Annotated in this window: 18 protein-coding genes; 9 read left to right on the top strand and 9 right to left on the bottom strand. The window is 55.7% G+C overall.

What is annotated here, in order from left to right; all coding sequences use genetic code 11:
• Window positions 1-18 precede the first annotated feature (18 nt).
• Complete coding sequence (locus tag QMG15_RS02120; protein WP_281789269.1) at window positions 19-456, top strand: hypothetical protein; 438 nt, start codon at window positions 19-21, stop codon at window positions 454-456.
• Window positions 457-520: 64 nt separating this feature from the next.
• Here the strand turns inward: QMG15_RS02120 and QMG15_RS02115 are convergent, their stop codons facing one another.
• Window positions 521-1,717 (bottom strand): carbonic anhydrase family protein, encoded by a 1,197-nt coding sequence (locus tag QMG15_RS02115; RefSeq protein ID WP_281789268.1) that lies wholly within the window; start codon window positions 1,715-1,717, stop codon window positions 521-523.
• Between the two features lie 258 nt (window positions 1,718-1,975).
• On the opposite strand from QMG15_RS02115, the gene miaB reads away from it, so the two are divergent.
• Window positions 1,976-3,319 (top strand): tRNA (N6-isopentenyl adenosine(37)-C2)-methylthiotransferase MiaB, encoded by a 1,344-nt coding sequence (gene miaB, locus QMG15_RS02110; RefSeq protein ID WP_281789267.1) that lies wholly within the window; start codon window positions 1,976-1,978, stop codon window positions 3,317-3,319.
• A 76-nt stretch (window positions 3,320-3,395) separates the two neighbouring features.
• Here miaB and ffh read toward each other — a convergent pair whose 3' ends face one another.
• Complete coding sequence (gene ffh / locus QMG15_RS02105) at window positions 3,396-4,778, bottom strand: signal recognition particle protein (protein WP_281789266.1); 1,383 nt, start codon at window positions 4,776-4,778, stop codon at window positions 3,396-3,398.
• 56 nt (window positions 4,779-4,834) lie between these two features.
• Between ffh and ccsA the strand changes: the two genes are divergently transcribed.
• From ccsA to QMG15_RS02070, 7 genes are all read left to right on the top strand, one after another.
• Window positions 4,835-5,647, top strand: a complete 813-nt coding sequence (gene ccsA, locus QMG15_RS02100; protein ID WP_281789265.1) for a cytochrome c biogenesis protein CcsA — start codon at window positions 4,835-4,837, stop codon at window positions 5,645-5,647.
• Complete coding sequence (locus QMG15_RS02095) at window positions 5,644-5,856, top strand: PP0621 family protein (protein WP_108402296.1); 213 nt, start codon at window positions 5,644-5,646, stop codon at window positions 5,854-5,856. Before ccsA ends, QMG15_RS02095 begins: the two co-directional genes overlap by 4 nt.
• A 4-nt stretch (window positions 5,857-5,860) precedes the next feature.
• Entirely contained in the window at window positions 5,861-6,430 is a 570-nt protein-coding gene (gene ampD / locus QMG15_RS02090) for a 1,6-anhydro-N-acetylmuramyl-L-alanine amidase AmpD (RefSeq protein WP_281789263.1), read from the top strand.
• A 389-nt stretch (window positions 6,431-6,819) separates the two neighbouring features.
• Entirely contained in the window at window positions 6,820-9,699 is a 2,880-nt protein-coding gene (locus QMG15_RS02085; RefSeq protein ID WP_281790060.1) for a ribonucleoside-diphosphate reductase subunit alpha, read from the top strand.
• An 84-nt stretch (window positions 9,700-9,783) separates the two neighbouring features.
• Window positions 9,784-10,992: a ribonucleotide-diphosphate reductase subunit beta gene (locus QMG15_RS02080; RefSeq protein ID WP_108359742.1), complete on the top strand. Its 1,209-nt coding sequence runs from the start codon at window positions 9,784-9,786 to the stop codon at window positions 10,990-10,992.
• Between the two features lie 191 nt (window positions 10,993-11,183).
• Window positions 11,184-11,657 carry a histone H1-like DNA-binding protein gene (locus QMG15_RS02075; protein WP_108359743.1) on the top strand — a complete coding sequence of 158 codons (474 nt, stop codon included), beginning with the start codon at window positions 11,184-11,186 and terminating at the stop codon, window positions 11,655-11,657.
• 82 nt (window positions 11,658-11,739) lie between these two features.
• Window positions 11,740-12,048, top strand: coding sequence for a DUF167 domain-containing protein (locus QMG15_RS02070; protein WP_281789262.1), 309 nt, complete (start codon window positions 11,740-11,742; stop codon window positions 12,046-12,048).
• A 22-nt stretch (window positions 12,049-12,070) separates the two neighbouring features.
• On the opposite strand, the gene QMG15_RS02065 is transcribed toward QMG15_RS02070, so the two are convergent.
• The 7 genes from QMG15_RS02065 to QMG15_RS02035 all read right to left on the bottom strand — a co-directional run bounded on the left by QMG15_RS02065 (window position 12,071) and on the right by QMG15_RS02035 (window position 17,610).
• Complete coding sequence (locus QMG15_RS02065) at window positions 12,071-12,970, bottom strand: carbohydrate kinase family protein (protein WP_281789261.1); 900 nt, start codon at window positions 12,968-12,970, stop codon at window positions 12,071-12,073.
• Between the two features lie 33 nt (window positions 12,971-13,003).
• Entirely contained in the window at window positions 13,004-13,726 is a 723-nt protein-coding gene (locus QMG15_RS02060) for a zinc-ribbon and DUF3426 domain-containing protein (RefSeq protein ID WP_281789260.1), read from the bottom strand.
• Entirely contained in the window at window positions 13,726-14,607 is an 882-nt protein-coding gene (gene prmA, locus QMG15_RS02055) for a 50S ribosomal protein L11 methyltransferase (RefSeq protein WP_281789259.1), read from the bottom strand. The genes QMG15_RS02060 and prmA overlap by 1 nt, the downstream gene beginning before the upstream one ends.
• Window positions 14,607-15,956 carry an acetyl-CoA carboxylase biotin carboxylase subunit gene (accC, locus tag QMG15_RS02050; RefSeq protein WP_281789258.1) on the bottom strand — a complete coding sequence of 450 codons (1,350 nt, stop codon included), beginning with the start codon at window positions 15,954-15,956 and terminating at the stop codon, window positions 14,607-14,609. The genes prmA and accC overlap by 1 nt, the downstream gene beginning before the upstream one ends.
• 14 nt (window positions 15,957-15,970) lie before the next feature.
• A complete protein-coding gene (accB, locus tag QMG15_RS02045; protein WP_108359749.1) occupies window positions 15,971-16,423 on the bottom strand; it encodes an acetyl-CoA carboxylase biotin carboxyl carrier protein in 453 nt (150 codons plus the stop codon).
• A gap of 72 nt (window positions 16,424-16,495) precedes the next feature.
• A complete protein-coding gene (locus tag QMG15_RS02040) occupies window positions 16,496-17,023 on the bottom strand; it encodes a TlpA disulfide reductase family protein (protein WP_281789257.1) in 528 nt (175 codons plus the stop codon).
• Window positions 17,020-17,610 (bottom strand): hypothetical protein, encoded by a 591-nt coding sequence (locus QMG15_RS02035; protein ID WP_281789256.1) that lies wholly within the window; start codon window positions 17,608-17,610, stop codon window positions 17,020-17,022. The genes QMG15_RS02040 and QMG15_RS02035 overlap by 4 nt, the downstream gene beginning before the upstream one ends.
• Between the last annotated feature and the right edge of the window lie 32 nt (window positions 17,611-17,642).

Raw genomic sequence — 17,642 nt, 5'->3', positions numbered from 1 at the left:
CAAACCCTCCAACCGCACATGACCGCAGACCTCATCGACCCACAAGCCATCCTTCGCCTGCGCGCCATGTGCAAGCTCGACCACGCCCGTGTGGCGCATTTGTGTGGACTGACAGAAGCGCAGGTGCGTGAACTGGAAGACGGTGGCTCCAGCCAATTCGCGTCGCGGGACATCAAGGTGCAAGCCGCGCTGAAAGTGGCCACCACGTTAAGCGGCACACAGGCCAACGGCATGCCTGTGGTGAATGTGTTTCGATCGCGTGCGGCTGGCGATGGCTTAGGGGTTCAACTGCCCCCCATCCATGTGGAAGAAACGCCACCGCCCAAGCCAAAGTTCCCCGACTCACCCGAGTTCTTCAAGCTGCTGTTGATTTTTGTGGTGGTGGTGTTTCTGTTGGTGGCCGTGGCCATGCCGTTGCTCTACACCTTGCCCTCACCACCGCCCAAGCTTTCTTAATAAAAAAACGCCTGCCCTGTGACACAGAGCAGGCGTTCTTCAAAGAGTTGACGCGTCTTGAAAATTAATTCGCGTTGATCTTGCGGCCATTCAAAGGCTGCACAGGACGTGCATTGCGCTTGAAGGGGAAGTCCACCACTTGTTTTTTGCCGATGTCCACCGGTGTCTTCAAGATGTAGAAGTTGACGCCTTCGGTGCAAGGCGGTGTAGTCAACGAGCCTTCGTAGCTGTAGTGTGTCAAAGCGGCGGGCACCAAGCTGCTGGGATCAAACTTGACTTTGTCGACCACCACCTCTGGGCCTTCGGCCTTGGGTGCGTTGTTCCACAAAGTTTGGATGGCGGCATTGTCTTTGCCGTCGTTGAGCAACACGCCCAACACAGCCAACTTGCCATCGGCGTTTTTGTGCACAAAGTGCGCCACCATGGCCATGGGCTTGCCGTCAATTTGCTCTTCGCTGGGACGGTGGAAGTGGAATTGCAACAAGTTGTACACATCCTTGTTGATCTTCAAGGTGCTGCCTGGCTCGACATTCACTTGGATGGTGTGGCCGTTGTTCAAGATTTTCAGCGGGCCTTCTTTGTAGTTGACCACCAACACGTCTTTCGATTTCTCAAAAGGACCGGTGATGTTCAAAGGCGATTGCTTAGTGCCTTTGCCGCACGTGGGGAACTCATCGCCCCAGTTCTCTGGGCCCATCTCGCCCGCGTAGTCCCAATGGACAGCGTGGCCTTTTTTGTGGCCCTTGGCTTCTTTCTCGGCAGCGCAGTCAGCCAACACTTTGACTTTTTGACCGGCCGCAGCCAAGGCATTTTGAGCCGCACAAATCGACTTCAAGCGTGACGACCACTCGGCCATTTCCAACGCCTTTTGGAAAGCGCTGACGGTCTCTGGGTCTTCAGCGCCTTTGGTCAACAAGCGCAAAGCGCCCAAGCCCAATTGGCGTTCGCTGGTCACTGGGCCCTTTTGAGCCTTGATGAACGCTTCGTAGTCTTGCAAAACCACGCCGTTGCTGAAGGATTCTTTGACCGCCATCATTTGTTGGGCGGCAGGCTCAGCTTCTTCGAGCTTCTCTTTGGCTTCTTCCAATTCCTTGGTCAGCTTTTCGAGTTCTTGTTGGGCTTCGGTCGCGCCTTCGCTGGCTTCCGTCAGCTCGCTCATGATGTGGTTTTTACCGGTGTAGCTCCAGTAACCAAAAGCCAAAGCGCCTGCGAGCAGCAGACCCATGACGATTTCAATGATCAGTCGTAAATATTTTTTCATGGCCATTCACTTGAGTGGGTGCATTTGATAAAGCCAAACAGCAACGCGCAGTGCACGCCCCTGTTTGGGCAAGTCAGTGGGTATCGGCTTGATATGACACAAGCTTTAATTCCAACAAAAGACGGCAAATTATTGCCGCAACTGATAAAAGCAATAAACGTGCGCAAGATAAGCCGACACTACAATCGTGAGCTTCTTCCACAGCCTCTGGATCAACACCATGAACCGCTGCTTTTATCCCCACGGGGAGGCTCAGCCATGAGCCGCAAAGTCTTTATCAAAACCTTCGGTTGCCAAATGAACGAGTACGACTCGGACAAGATGGTCGACGTGCTGGGCGAAGCACAGGGTTACGAAAAAACCAACGATGTCGAGGAAGCCGATCTGATCGTCTTCAACACCTGCTCGGTGCGCGAGAAAGCCCAAGAAAAGGTGTTCTCCGACCTGGGCCGCATCCAGCATTTGAAAGCCAAGGGCGTCAAGATTGCCGTGGGCGGCTGCGTGGCCAGCCAAGAAGGCGACACCATCATTGCCCGCGCGCCCTATGTGGACGTGGTGTTTGGCCCGCAAACCCTGCACCGTTTGCCTGAGTTGCTCAACCAACGCGAAAGCTTGGCCAAGCCACAGGTGGACATCAGCTTTCCCGAAATCGAAAAGTTCGACCACCTGCCCCCTGCCCGTGTCGAAGGCGGCAGCGCCTATGTGAGCATCATGGAAGGTTGCAGCAAATATTGCAGCTACTGCGTGGTGCCCTACACCCGCGGCGAAGAGGTGAGCCGTCCGTTTGACGACGTGTTGGTCGAAGTGGCGGGCTTGGCCGCGCAAGGCGTAAAAGAAGTCACGCTCTTGGGCCAAAACGTCAACGCTTACCGTGGCGCCATGGGCGGCACCTCTGAGATTGCCGATTTTGCGCTGCTCATCGAGTACGTGGCCGAGATTCCCGGTATCGAGCGCATCCGCTACACCACCAGCCACCCCAACGAGTTCACGCAACGTCTGATTGATGTGTACGCCAAGGTGCCCCAACTGGTCAGCCACTTGCACTTGCCCGTGCAGCACGGCAGCGACCGCATCTTGATGGCCATGAAGCGCGGCTATACCGCCATGGAATACAAAAGCACGGTCAAAAAACTGCGCGCCATTCGCCCCGACATGGCCATGAGCTCAGACTTCATCGTGGGCTTCCCCGGCGAGACCGAAGAGGACCACCAAAAGCTCATCAAGCTCATGCACGATGTGTACTTTGACAACTCGTTCAGCTTCATCTTCAGCCCCCGCCCCGGCACGCCTGCGGCCAACCTGCACGATGACACCCCACACGAAGTGAAACTGCGCCGCTTGCAAGAGGTGCAAAAAATCATCGAAGACAACATGCGCGACATCAACGTGCAACGCGTGGGCACCGTGCAACGCGTGTTGGTGGACGGTTACTCGAAGAAAGACGCCACTGAGCTGCGCGCCCGCACCGAGTGCAACCGCATCGTCAACTTCAAAGGCGGCCCCAACCCTGAGCGCCTGATGAACCAACTGATTGACGTGAAAATCACCGAAGCCAATCCGCACTCGCTGCGTGGCGAGGTGTTTGTGAAAGAGTCGGCTTAAAGCTCGCTGTCGTCAAACATTGAAAAAGCCCTGAGACCGCGAGGTTTCAGGGCTTTTTGTTTTAAGCGCGAGAGGTTCAGCGCATGCCGGGAAAGCCGCCACCGCCGCCCATCATGCCTTTCATACCACCCAGCTTTTTCATCATCTTCATCATGCCGCCGCCGCTCATCTTCTTCATCATGGTTTGCATTTGCTCAAACTCTTTGAGCAAGCGGTTCACGTCTTGCACTTGCACGCCCGCACCTGCGGCAATGCGGCGCTTGCGCGTGGCTTTGATGAGCTCGGGCTTGCGGCGCTCCAGCGGCGTCATGCTGTGGATGATGCCTTGCTTGCGGCCAATGTCTTTCTCGGCTTTGTCCATGTCCACTTGACCCGCCTTGGCCGCCATTTGCGAAGGCAATTTGTCCATGATGGTGGACAAACCGCCCATCGAGCGCATTTGCTGAATTTGCGCCAAGAAATCATTCAAGTCAAAGGCATCGCCGCGTTTGACCTTCTCGGCCAGCTTTTGCGCCGCCGCCATGTCCACACCGGCGGTGACTTGCTCGACCAAGGTCAGGATGTCGCCCATGCCCAGCACGCGGCCGGCATGGCGATTGGCATCGAACAGCTCCAAGCCGTCCAGCTTCTCGCTGGTGCCCGCAAACTTGATGGGCGCACCGGTGATCTGGCGCACCGACAAAGCGGCACCGCCGCGTGAATCGCCATCGAGCTTGGTCAGCACAATGCCCGTCAGAGGCAGCGCATCGCTGAAAGCTTTGGCCGTGTTGATGGCATCTTGACCTTGCATGGCATCGACCACAAACAAGGTTTCAACGGGGTTCAAGACGCTGTGCAGTTGTTTGATTTCAGCCATCAAGGCTTCATCAATCGCCAAGCGACCGGCCGTGTCGACCAACAACACATCAAAGTAGTGCTTGCGTGCGTAATCCAACGCAGCACGCGCGATGTCGGCTGGCTTTTGGTCGGGCGTACTGGGGAACCATTCGGCCCCCGCTTGAGCGGTGACGGTTTTGAGCTGCTCAATGGCAGCCGGGCGATACACGTCGCCTGAAACCGTCAACACTTTTTTCTTGCGTTGGTTGATGAGCCAACGCGCCAGCTTGGCAGTGGTGGTGGTTTTACCTGCGCCTTGCAAACCGGCCATCAAAATCACGGCGGGCGGCTGGGCGGCGAGGTTCAAGTCGCTCACACCTTCGCCCATGGTGGCGGCCAACTCTTGGTTGACGATGGCGACCAAGGCTTGGCCTGGCTGCAACGAGCCAATCACTTCTTGACCGAGGGCTTTTTCTTTGACGCGGGCAATGAAGTCGCGCACCACGGGCAGCGCCACGTCGGCTTCGAGCAAGGCCATGCGCACCTCGCGCAACATGTCGGCCACGTTGCTTTCGGTGATGCGGGCCTGTCCGCTGATGTGTTTGACGAGGCGCGAGAGTTTGTCGGTAAGGGCTGAGGCCATATAAACCCCTTTGAAGGGCTGGTTTTCTGTGTGTAGCGAAACGCTAAACTGTTGCCATGATTTTAGCCAGCGACATCCCGCTCAACCTTTGGCTCGCAGTGCCCACGGCAGCCGCTTACGCATTGACGGCACTCATCGGCCCACGCGTGGCCGCCAACATGGGTCACCGCCTCTTGAGCGTGCCTTGGGCTTTGCATGGTCTGGGGCTGGTATTTGCCTTGTTTGCGCCGCAAGATGGCGGTTTGCGCTTTGGTTTTGCGCCAGCGCTGTCGGTCACAGCTTGGCTGATGCTCACGTTTTATGTGCTGGAACAGCATTGGTTTCCCCAACTGCGCACACGCTGGACGCTGTCGATCGTGGGGGCCGCCGTCGTGTTGCTGGCCGCAGCATTTCCTGGCACCGCGCTGCACACACAAACATCGCCTTGGCTGCCGCTGCACTTGGCTTTGGGCGTGGCCTCTTACGGCTTGTTTGCGGCCGCAGTGGTACATGCCTGGCTGATGACCCGTGCTGAAAAGCACATGCGCATGGGCGCAGACACCCATGTGGGCTTGCCTTTGCTCACGTTGGAACGCTTGACCTTTCGTTTTGTGACGGCGGGTTTTGTGTTGCTCACCGCCACCTTGGCCGCAGGCTGGCTGTTTGGCGATAGCCTGTATGGCGCACAAGCCGCTTGGCGCTGGGACCACAAAACGGTGTTCTCGATGCTGTCGTGGCTCACCTTTGCGGTACTGCTGGTGGGCCGCAGTCGCTTTGGTTGGCGTGGCCGCAAAGCGGTGCGTGTGCTCTACATCGGCACCGGCTTGCTACTGCTGGGCTATGCGGGCTCACGCTTTGTGCTGGAAGTGGTTTTGGGGCGCGTGGCATGAAGTACCTCGTGTTGCTGCTCATCGTCTTGGCTGGCATCTGGTGGATTCGCCAGCAGCGCAAGCCCGACCAACCGTCAAGCAAAAAGTCAGGCCCACAAGTGATGGTGCCTTGCGCCCACTGCGGCACCCATGTGCCAGAAGACGATGCCATTCGTGGCTCGCACGGCCTGTATTGCAGTGCAGCGCACCGCGACAGCCATGAAGGCTGAGCCCATGACCACCCTGTGGCGCGACGGCTGGTACCGCTTTGCCAAGCACACGCCCTCGCCCAACTTTGGCCCCCGTCCAGCGAATGCCTCGATTGATCTGGTGGTGGTGCACTCCATCAGCCTGCCGCCAGGCCAATACGGTGGCCCCGAAATAGAAGCGCTGTTCACCAACACGCTCGATTGGGACGCGCACCCTTACTTCCAACAGATTCGTGGCGCTGAGGTCTCCGCGCACTTTGTGATTCGCCGCGATGGCGCTCTCCTTCAGTTCGTCAGCTGCGACGACCGCGCATGGCACGCGGGCCGCTCTAGCTACCAAGGCCGCGACAACTGCAACGACTTCTCCATTGGCATCGAACTCGAAGGCTTAGAAGGCCACACCTTTGAAGCCCCGCAGTACGAAACCCTCAGCAGCGTGTGTGCCGCCATCGCACAACATTACACGTTGCATCACATCGCAGGCCATGAACACGTGGCACCGACGCGCAAACAAGACCCCGGCGCAGGGTTTGATTGGCAACTTTTGCAGCAGTCTTTGGGCTGGTCTGCGAACAGTTTCCCCACGAAAAATTAACTTTTCGTCATCTCTCAAAAAAAAGTTTTTTTGCACAGTGCTTGTGCATTTGAACGACGCGTCTAGACCCCATGCGCATTAGCGCGGGAAATAACTTGCAATGCAGCGCCAGTACTCGATTTTGATAACAAATTCCCGTCGATATTGATCTGCAACGGAGGTCCAAAAGCGTGCATGGCGCACCAAGCATTTGTGACATTTTCAAATGTAAGCATTTCCCATCAAAACACTACCTGTAGCGTATTGGCAACCCGCCAAACACCAGATATAGTGTCAACCTGAATTTCACAAAAGCGGTCGCGGCACCGCTTTTTGTACGCACTATCGAACCGCTCACCAGGAAGAAAAAAGACATGCAAACAGCTGAGACCTCTGTGCACGCAAGCCCTATGGGTAACCCGTCTGTCGCGCACGACCGCGCAGCCACCGAGAACCCAACCATGTTGGCGCATTACCAAATCATTCGCCGCAACGGCGCTGTGGTGCCATTCGAACCCGCCAAGATTGCCGTCGCCATGATGAAGGCCTTTTTGGCTGTGCACGGCACACAAGGCGCAGCATCGGCCAGCGTTCGCGAAATGGTTGAGGCGCTGACACAAGCGGTGGTCCGCGCGTTGATGCGCTCACGTCCAGGCGGCGGCACTTTCCACATCGAAGACGTGCAAGACCAAGTTGAATTGGGTCTGATGCGCGGCGGTCACCATGAAATTGCCCGTGCTTATGTGTTGTACCGCGAGCGTCGCAACCAAGAACGTGCGCATATCAAAGAAGAGCAAACGCCTGCAGCTCCTACATTGCACGTGATCGACAACGGTCAACGCGTGGCGTTGGACATGCACAACCTGCAGCGTCTGATCAACGACTCATGCGCTGGCTTGGGCGCTGACGTCAAACCCGATCCCATCATGGCGGAAACCATGCGCAACCTGTACGACGGCGTCCCCATGGACGAGGTCTACAAGGCAGCCATTTTGGCCACGCGCACATTGATCGAGAAAGACCCCGACTACACCTACGCCACCGCTCGCTTGTTGATGCACACCATCGCCAAAGAAGTGTTGGGCAAAGAAGTGCTGCACGCCGACATGGGCCAGCACTACGCTGAGTACTTCCCTCAGTTCATCCAAAAAGGCGTGGACAACGACTTGCTCGACCAAGCCATGTTGCAGTTCGACCTGCCACGCTTGGGCGCAGCCCTCAAGGCCGACCGCGACTTGAAGTTTGATTACCTCGGCCTGCAAACGCTGTATGACCGCTACTTCTTGCACGTGCGCAAGACCCGCATCGAATTGCCACAAGCGTTCTTCATGCGCGTGGCCATGGGCCTGTCGCTCAACGAAGTGGACCGCGAAGCCCGCGCGATTGAGTTCTACGAAGTGTTGTCGTCTTTCGACTTCATGTCGAGCACGCCCACCCTGTTCAACAGCGGCACCTTGCGTTCACAGCTCTCGAGCTGCTACTTGTCCACCGTGCCTGACCACTTGGACGGCATCTATGAGTTAATCAAAGAAAACGCCTTGTTGTCTAAATTTGCCGGCGGCTTGGGCAACGACTGGACCCGCGTGCGCGCTTTGGGTAGCCACATCAAGGGCACCAACGGCGAATCACAAGGCGTGGTGCCATTCTTGAAGGTCGTCAACGACACCGCCGTGGCAGTGAACCAAGGCGGCAAGCGCAAAGGCGCTGTCTGTACCTACCTCGAAACTTGGCACTTGGACATCGAAGAATTCCTCGAGTTGCGCAAGAACACCGGTGACGACCGCCGTCGTACCCACGACATGAACACCGCCAACTGGATCCCTGACTTGTTCATGCGTCGTGTCATGGAAAAAGGCGAGTGGACCTTGTTCTCGCCTTCTGATGTGCCTGATTTGCACGACTTGTTCGGCGCAGCCTTCGAAACAGCCTACGTGGCCTACGAAGCCAAAGCCAAGCGCGGTGAAATCAAGCCTTGCAAAACCGTGCAGGCGACCGACATGTGGCGCAAGATGCTCACCATGTTGTTTGAAACTGGCCACCCATGGATCACTTTCAAAGACCCATGCAACGTGCGTTCACCCCAACAACACGTGGGCGTGGTGCACTCGTCCAACCTGTGTACCGAGATCACCTTGAACACCAGCGACACCGAAACTGCGGTGTGCAACTTGGGCTCCGTCAACCTGTCTCAACACTTGAAAGACGGCCCCAACGGCAAAGAACTCGACCACGACAAGCTCAAGCGCACCATCAAAGTGGCCATGCGCATGCTCGACAACGTGATCGACATTAACTACTACGCGGTCAAAAAAGCGCGTGACTCTAACTTGCGTCACCGTCCTGTGGGCATGGGCATCATGGCCTTCCAAGACAGTTTGTACGAAATGCGCGTGCCTTACGCTTCACAAGCAGCGGTTGAGTTCGCTGACCGCTCCATGGAAGCCGTTTGCTACTACGCTTACTGGGCGTCGTCAGAGCTGGCCAAAGAGCGCGGCCAATACGCCAGCTACAAAGGCTCGCTGTGGGACAAGGGCATCTTGCCCATCGACTCACTCGACATGCTGGCCCAAGCACGCGGCGGCTACCTCGAAGTGGACCGCAGCAAGACCATGGATTGGGACGCTCTGCGCGCCAAGATCGCCAAAGACGGCATGCGCAACTCCAACTGCGTGGCCATCGCCCCAACAGCGACCATCTCCAACATCATTGGCGTGGATGCTTCGATCGAGCCTTGTTTTGGCAACTTGTCGGTCAAGTCCAACTTGTCCGGCGAATTCACGGTCATCAACCACTACTTGGTGCATGACTTGAAGCGCCTTGGCTTGTGGGACGACGTGATGGTGATGGACTTGAAACACTTTGACGGCTCCTTGCGCGCCATCGACCGTGTGCCACAAGAAATCAAAGCCTTGTATGCCACCGCATTTGAAGTGGAAGCCACTTGGTTGGTCGAAGCGGCATCGCGTCGCCAAAAGTGGATTGACCAAGCGCAGTCACTCAACATCTACATGGCGGGCGCGTCTGGCAAGAAGCTCGACGAAACCTACAAGCTCGCTTGGTTGCGCGGCTTGAAGACCACGTACTACCTCCGCACATCCAGCGCACAACAAGTTGAGAAATCAACCGTGCAAGCCGGTTCACACAACGCTGTGTCTTCGGGCCCAGCAGCAGGTGGCATGAGCGCGCTCGAAGCAGCCGCCGCTGCAGCGCAAGCGCAGATGAATGCCATCCCCGCCACCGACATTAAATTCTGCGGCGTGGATGACCCCACCTGCGAATCGTGTCAGTGATACAACAAAAACTTGCAACGAAGTTCACGAATGCTTTGCGTTTGTCTTCGTTGCATTCATAATTCACACATTGGATAATTTTTTATGCTGACCTGGGACGAAGAAGTCAAGCCCTCATCGCCATCACCTCTTGCAAGCGGTTTACCCAACCGCTCGATGGAACTCCCACCTCTTTCTGCGACACCTGCCATGCAGCCTGTTGCGGCTACCCGCACTTTGAATGATGGTGCAACTGCACCTGTTGCACCTGCGGCTTCAGCTGCAGCCAGTAGCACACGCCGTGTCACCGCAGCGGACAAGCGCATCATCAACGGTCAAACCGACGTCAACCAGTTGGTGCCTTTCAAATACAAATGGGCTTGGGAAAAATACCTCGCCACTTGCGCCAACCACTGGATGCCGCAAGAAGTGAACATGACACGCGACATCGCTTTGTGGAAAGACCCGAATGGTTTGACCGATGACGAGCGCCGCTTGATCATGCGCAACCTCGGCTTCTTTGTGACGGCCGATTCTTTGGCTGCCAACAACATCGTGTTGGGCACTTACCGCCACATCACCGCGCCTGAGTGCCGCCAGTTCTTGTTGCGCCAAGCGTTTGAAGAAGCGATTCACACACACGCCTACCAATACATCGTCGAGTCTTTGGGCTTGGACGAAGGCGAGATCTTCAACGCGTACCACGAAGTCAAATCTATCCGCGACAAAGACGAGTTCTTGATTCCGTTCATCGACGCGATCATGGACCCCAACTTCCACACCGGCACACTGCAAACCGACCAAACACTCTTGAAGTCGTTGATCGTGTTCGCTTGCTTGATGGAAGGCTTGTTCTTCTACGTTGGCTTCACACAAATCTTGGCCTTGGGTCGCCAAAACAAGATGACCGGCGCTGCAGAGCAGTACCAATACATCTTGCGTGACGAGTCCATGCACTGCAACTTTGGCATTGATTTGATCAACCAGATCAAACTCGAAAACCCACAACTGTGGACAGCCGAGTTCAAAGAAGAAATCAAAGCCTTGTTCATGCAAGCCGTTGAACTCGAATACCGCTATGCAGAAGACACCATGCCACGTGGCGTGTTGGGCTTGAACGCATCCATGTTCAAAGGTTACTTGCGCTACATCGCCAACCGCCGCGCCACGCAAATCGGTTTGGAAGCCCTGTTCCCCAATGAAGAAAACCCGTTCCCTTGGATGAGCGAGATGATCGACCTCAAGAAAGAACGTAACTTCTTTGAAACCCGTGTGATCGAGTACCAATCTGGTGGTGCTCTTTCCTGGGATTGATGGCTTAAACACACACATGTCACCCAATTTGTCCACCACAGCTACAAACACCCGCTCACGAGGTGTGGTGGTGGACGCACCCTGTTCATGGGGTTGGACCCGGGTCCAGCGCCATGAATCGCTTTGCACACAAAAAACCGTGCGAAGTGTTTTTCACCCAATGATCTAAATTCGATCTAGGAGAACAGAAAATGGCAACTGCAAAAAAATCGGCTGTTAAAAAAGCCCCTGCAAAGAAAGCTGTCGCGGCCAAAAAGCCAGCAGCTAAAAAAGTCGCGGCTAAAAAGCCAGCAGCTAAAAAAGTAGCGGCTAAGAAGCCTGCTGCCAAAAAAGTTGCAGCTAAAAAGCCAGCAGCTAAAAAAGTAGCAGCTAAGAAGCCTGCTGCCAAAAAAGTTGCGGCCAAAAAGCCAGCAGCGAAGAAAGTAGCAGCTAAGAAGCCAGCCGTTAAAAAAGCTGCCGCTAAAAAGCCTGCTGCCAAAAAAACAGCCGCTAAAAAAGTAGCAAAGAAAACAGCTGCTAAAAAGCCTGCTGCCAAAAAACCAGCTGCGAAAAAAGCCGCTAAAAAGCCTGCTGCAAAGAAAGCTGCGAAAGCACCCGCTGCCCACGCACAGACAACGTTAAACCCGCAAGCTGCTTGGCCTTTCCCAACAGCTAGCAAGCCTTAATCTGTATTGATCAAGGCAACGGTTGACCGTTAGCTCAAGCCCGATACCGCAAGGTTTCGGGCTTTTTCTTCATCCCTAGCCCATGACCCTACCGACCACCTCTTACCTTCGCTTGGAAAAAACAGGTGCGGTGATCGTGGACATCCACGTCATTCCCAACGCCTCGCGCACACAGGCTGACGGCTCTCACGATGGCGCCTTGCGTGTGCGTTTGCATGCGCCCCCCGTAGATGGCAAAGCCAATTTGGCGCTCATCGCCTGGCTCGCAGACGCATTGGGCGTTGCCAAGCGCGATGTCGAACTGGTCCGTGGGCAGACTTCCAAACGAAAACAGCTGCGGATCAACGCAGCTGCTTGTGTCAAAGCCGAATGGTCAGCCTTGGTCGGTTAAGGCGCACACAGCGCCTCACCTTTTACGCAATGGTCAAACCCTCGACAGAGTAGTTTTGGGGACCGCGTTGTGCAATTTTGAGTGCGCCCACTTGGTTACCCAAAGCAGCGCACTTGGCCAGCGACCAACCTTGCTCCAAGCCGAACAACAACGCACCGCGCCATGCATCGCCACAACCCGTGGGGTCCACCACCGCAGCGGCTTTGACAGGCGGCACAAGGGTTTTTTCGCCATCGACCCACACTTCACAGCCTTCGGCACCCAATGTGACGATCAGGCCTTGTACGCGGCGTGAAATGTCTGCATGGCTCAAGCCTGTGCGGTCACTCAGCATCTTGCCTTCGTAGTCGTTCACGGTGACCCAAGTGGCTTGGTCGATGAAGCGCGACAAATCAGCGCCATCAAACATGGGCAGGCCTTGGCCTGGATCGAACACAAAAGGAATGTCTGCGGCTTTGAGCTGCTCAGCGTGCTGCACCATGGCATCACGGCCATCGGGCGAAATGATGGCCAGCTTGATGTCGGAGCGCTTTTCAATCTGCGTGATGTGCGCTTGCATCATGGCGCCAGGGTGGAATGCCGTGATTTGGTTGTTGTCACGGTCGGTCATGATCATCGCTTGTGCGGTGTACGTGTCTGACACTTGGCGCACGAACTCGGTGGAAATGCCCAAAGTTTCCAAGCGCTGCAAGTAATCGCCAGCATCTGTGCCCAAAGTGGCCATGGGCAACGGTGTGCCGCCCAAAACTTTCAAACTGTAGGCAATGTTGCCCGCGCAGCCACCAAAGTCCCGGCGTAAGGCCGGCACCAAGAACGACACATTCAAGATGTGCAGTTGGTCAGGCAAGATTTGCTCAGCAAATCGGCCTTCAAAGCTCATGATGGAGTCGAACGCGAGCGAGCCGCAAATCAGCGATGCCATAAAAACTACTTTCGAAAATTAAAGAAGAAAACGTTAAGGATAAAAAACGAGAGCGCGGAAACCTGTGATGCGCTTGCTGACCTTGTCGTCCAAATCAAAGTTCAGGGTTGAACGCACATCGCGCAAAGCTTGCACGTGGTCTTTGGCCGACAGCTCGTCAGCCGTGAACACGCGACGCACCAAGACTTGGTCTTGCAGGTCGGTCAGGCTTAACTCCAAAGCAGGCATGGCCACAGCATGGTGTTGCGTGTTCTTCAAACGCAACTGAACGATATAGCCACCGTCTGGGTTTTCGGTGAAGCTGCTGCTTTCAATCAGCACGGCATCGGGCTCACGGGGCCAAGTGACTTCGCAGGCGCACATGGCTGACAACAGGGGGTGCAAAGCGGGTTCTTCGGCAGCCAGCCAATTGCGTTGTGCCACCAACAGCTGCATCAGCAACGCGAGCACCAACACGCCCGCGCTGACGACCCATTTCAAGGGCAGTGCAGCGTCTGTATCGTCAGCTTGTGCCGCTTGAACCGAAGGCTTCACATCGGTCGCAGCAACCGCAGGTGCCATCGCGGCACGGAACAACGCGGGCGCATCGACACTGGGCAAAGGCGCGGCTGGAATATTTGCTTGCGTCTCAAAATGCAACGCAGCCTCAAACACATGCGAACAACGACCACACCGCACCCACCCTTTGGCCAGCTCAAGCTGTTGGGGCGACACCTTGAAGGCGGTCTCGCATTGGGGGCAGTGGGTAATTTGCATCAGCAGTGGGCGGTCATCAAAATCCAGCCGTCTTCCGCGTCACTCACTTCAAGGGTGCAGTAAGGCGCATAAGCGTCTTTGAGTTCTTGGGCTTGTCGCTCAAGGATCCCCGCCAACACCAAGTTGCCGCCAGTAGCCACGTGGCTGCGCAGCAGCGGTGCCAACACTTTGAGCGGCGTGGCCAAGATGTTGGCCAGCACGGTTTGGTAATGGCCTGTGGCTTTGTCGGGCAAGCCCGCATTCAAGCGCACGTTGTTGGCGTCGGCATTGAGCACGGTGGCTGTGACAGCTGCGTCATCAATGTCAACCGCATCGATGGTGTTCGCACCATACAAAGCGGCACCAATGGCCAAAATGCCAGAGCCGCAACCGTAGTCAAGCACGCGTTGATTGGCCACATCGTGCGTGGCGATCCAACGCAAACACATGCGTGTGGTGGGGTGTGTGCCTGTGCCAAATGCCAGACCGGGGTCTAGGCGAATGACTTTTTTCGCTTGCTCAGGTGGCTCATGCCATGTGGGAACAATCCAAAACTCTGACGTGATTTCCACAGGCGCAAATTGCGACTGCGTCAAACGCACCCAGTCTTGGTCAGCCACGGGCTGAATGCCCAACACTTCGCTGCCAGCAAAGAAGTCTTGCAGGGCCAACAAGCGCGATGCGTCTTTGGCCACAGACTCCTCGGCAAACAAGGCCACGATGCGCGAGCGCTTCCAGCCTTCTTTGGGGGGCGGCATGCCGGGTTCGCCAAACAAGGCTTGCTCGGCATCGGTTTGGGCATCGGCGTCTTCAACGGACACACTCAAAGCGTCGAGTGCATCCAGTGCCTCGCAGACAGCTTCAACACTGTCTTCGGGGCACATCAGTCGCAGTTCAAACATCAGCGCTTGTGAGCAGCGAGCCACTCTTCCAAGTAGTGAATGTTGGTACCACCGGCCATGAACTTGGCGTCCACCATCAACTCGCGGTGCAGCGGGATGTTGGTGTTGATGCCTTCAACCAAAGTTTCGTTCAACGCTGTGCGCATGCGTGCCAACGCTTCGTCACGGGTATCGCCGTGAACAATGATCTTGCCGATCATCGAGTCGTAGTTTGGCGGCACGTAGTAGTTGGTGTAAATGTGCGAGTCCACGCGCACACCAGGACCACCAGGTGCATGCCACATGGTGATGCGGCCAGGTGATGGGATGAACTTGAACGGGTCTTCCGCGTTGATACGGCACTCGATCGAGTGGCCGCGCACTTGGACGTCGCGCTGCGTGAAAGGCAACTTCAAACCAGCCGCCACCATGATTTGGGTTTTCACGATGTCGATGCCAGTGATGTATTCGGTCACAGGGTGTTCCACCTGCACGCGGGTGTTCATTTCAATGAAGTAGAACTCGCCGTTTTCGTACAAGAACTCAAACGTGCCCGCACCGCGGTAGTTGATCTTTTTACAAGCCGCCGCACAACGCTCACCGATCTTCTCGATCAACTTGCGTGGGATACCTGGAGCCGGCGCTTCCTCGATCACTTTTTGGTGACGACGTTGCATCGAGCAATCGCGCTCGCCCAAGTACACCGCGTTCTTGTGCTTGTCAGCCAAGATTTGGATTTCGATGTGACGTGGGTTTTGGAGGTATTTCTCCATGTACACCGCGGGGTTGCCAAAGGCGGTGCCCGCTTCAGCTTTGGTCATCGCCACAGCGTTGATCAAAGCAGCTTCGGTGTGCACCACACGCATGCCACGACCACCACCACCGCCAGCGGCTTTGATGATGACGGGGTAGCCCACGCTCTTGGCAATGCGCTTGATGGCGGCAGGATCGTCAGGCAACTCGCCTTCAGAGCCTGGCACGCAAGGCACGCCCGCTTTGATCATGGCTTGCTTGGCCGACACTTTGTCGCCCATGATGCGGATAGATTCAGCGGTGGGGCCAATGAACTGGAAGCCGCTTTTTTCAACGCGCTCCGCAAAGTCAGCGTTTTCGCTCAAGAAACCGTAGCCAGGGTGAATGGCTTCAGAGTCCGTCACTTCAGCGGCTGCAATGATGGCGGGCATGTTCAGATAGCTCAGCGTCGAAGCCGCTGGGCCAATACACACGGCTTCGTCAGCCAACTTGACATACTTGGCGTCGCGGTCGGCTTCGGAATACACCATCACCGCTTTGACACCCAGCTCGCGACAAGCGCGTTGAATGCGCAGCGCGATTTCGCCACGGTTGGCGATCAGGATTTTTTTAAACATGGGAAGCCCGCCTGTTATTCAATGATGAACAGGGGTGCGCCGTATTCCACAGCTTGGCCGTTTTCAGCCAAGATTTTGGTGATGGTGCCGGACTTGTCAGCCTCGATCTCGTTCAAGATCTTCATCGCTTCAATGATGCAGATGGTGTCGCCTTCTTTGACTTGCTGACCCACTTCGGCAAATGACTTGGCGCCAGGGCTAGAAGAACGGTAGAACGTGCCCACCATGGGCGACTTGACCGTGTGACCAGCAGGTGCAGCTTCCACCACAGGTGCAGGCGCTGCAGCGGGTGCGGCCGCCACAGGCGCTGCAACGGCCACAGGCGCAGCCATTTGCGTCACCATCGCCACGGGGGCTGGCGCACTCTTGACGATACGGACCGTGCCTTCTGCTTCAGTGATTTCAAGTTCAGACACATTGGAATCGGAGACCAGGTCAATCAACGTCTTGAGTTTTCGCAAATCCATAACTACATCCTATTTGTTGTAAATAAGGTGCTAATTTACACCAATTTCAAAATCTTCGTCAGATAAAACTACTTAGACCACCCATTTTTTGATGTCATCTGGTGCCAATTTGCCAAGTTTTCTTTGGATCAATTCCCCATTTGCGTCTAAAACCACCGTAAATGGCAGGCCACCAACGTTATTTCCAAGCATCTTGCCAAGCTCAGTCCCATTCAATCCAGCCAAACCAATCTTGTAATTCACAGGAAATTGGCTCAAAAACTGGCGTACACGGCTTGGTTGATCAATCGCCAGCCCAAGAACTTGCCATCCTTTCGATTCATTTTGACGAAAAAAGGCATCAATTAAAGGCATTTCCTCAATACAGGGGGTACACCATGTGGCCCAGAAATTGATCACTAAGGGGCGTCCCTGCAAGGTCTTCATCGGCAAGGACTCCCCATTGGGTGTGTCAAATTCAGCAGCCCAAAGCGTACCCAGGGCGTCAGAGCTCATTGCGTCTGCGGTATGACGTCTCCACGCTACACCCGCCCCTGCGATGGCAGCCAACGCCGCAACACCTGCATACATTGCTACCCGCCTATTTGCACTCAACGTCATGCAATTCCCTTCATCAATCGCGTTAACGCAAGCAAGTCACCTCGGTAGGTTCGCCCTTGCCCGTCCGGCTTCAAAGCTCCACGCAAATCGTCCAAGTCGTAAATCATCAGGTGCACCAGCACTTTTTGGGAAAGCCCTGGACAGCTGCTCAAGATGCTCAGCGCATCCACCGCTTCACCTTGAAAGCCTTGAACTGTGCTGACCTCGTAGCGCACATTGTGGTCAATAAGGCTAATCTCGGCTGATTTTGAGTCATCACAAAACAACTGCAGATAAATATCAGACAAACCAGTGGCCGTGCCCCGCCACACTGCACCACCTAAATGTGGTCTGAAAGCAGCCATACGCGCCATCCACACAGCAGCCAGCTCGCGCAAAGCGGCGAGCTCGGCAGGTTGGGTATCGGCGCAAAACACATCAAGGTATTCGCGAACAGCATCTTCCAGTTGGTCATTGTTGGGGAGCTGCGCACGCGCGTTCAGGCCCAGTTGCTTCACCGCTCGGCGTTTGGCAGGACCGTACTCAAGCCCTTCTTCCACCACCATGCGGGCGGCCGTGGCTGCTATTTCTTCTTGAACCGTATTCATATAGACGTGATTGTGGGGCCAGCCAGATTCGC

Origin of the sequence: Limnohabitans sp. INBF002, from assembly GCF_027924905.1 — a bacterium.
Lineage (GTDB): Bacteria > Pseudomonadota > Gammaproteobacteria > Burkholderiales > Burkholderiaceae_C > Limnohabitans.
Note: the sequence above shows the minus strand (reverse complement) of the source record. Positions and strands in the feature narration are given on the sequence as shown.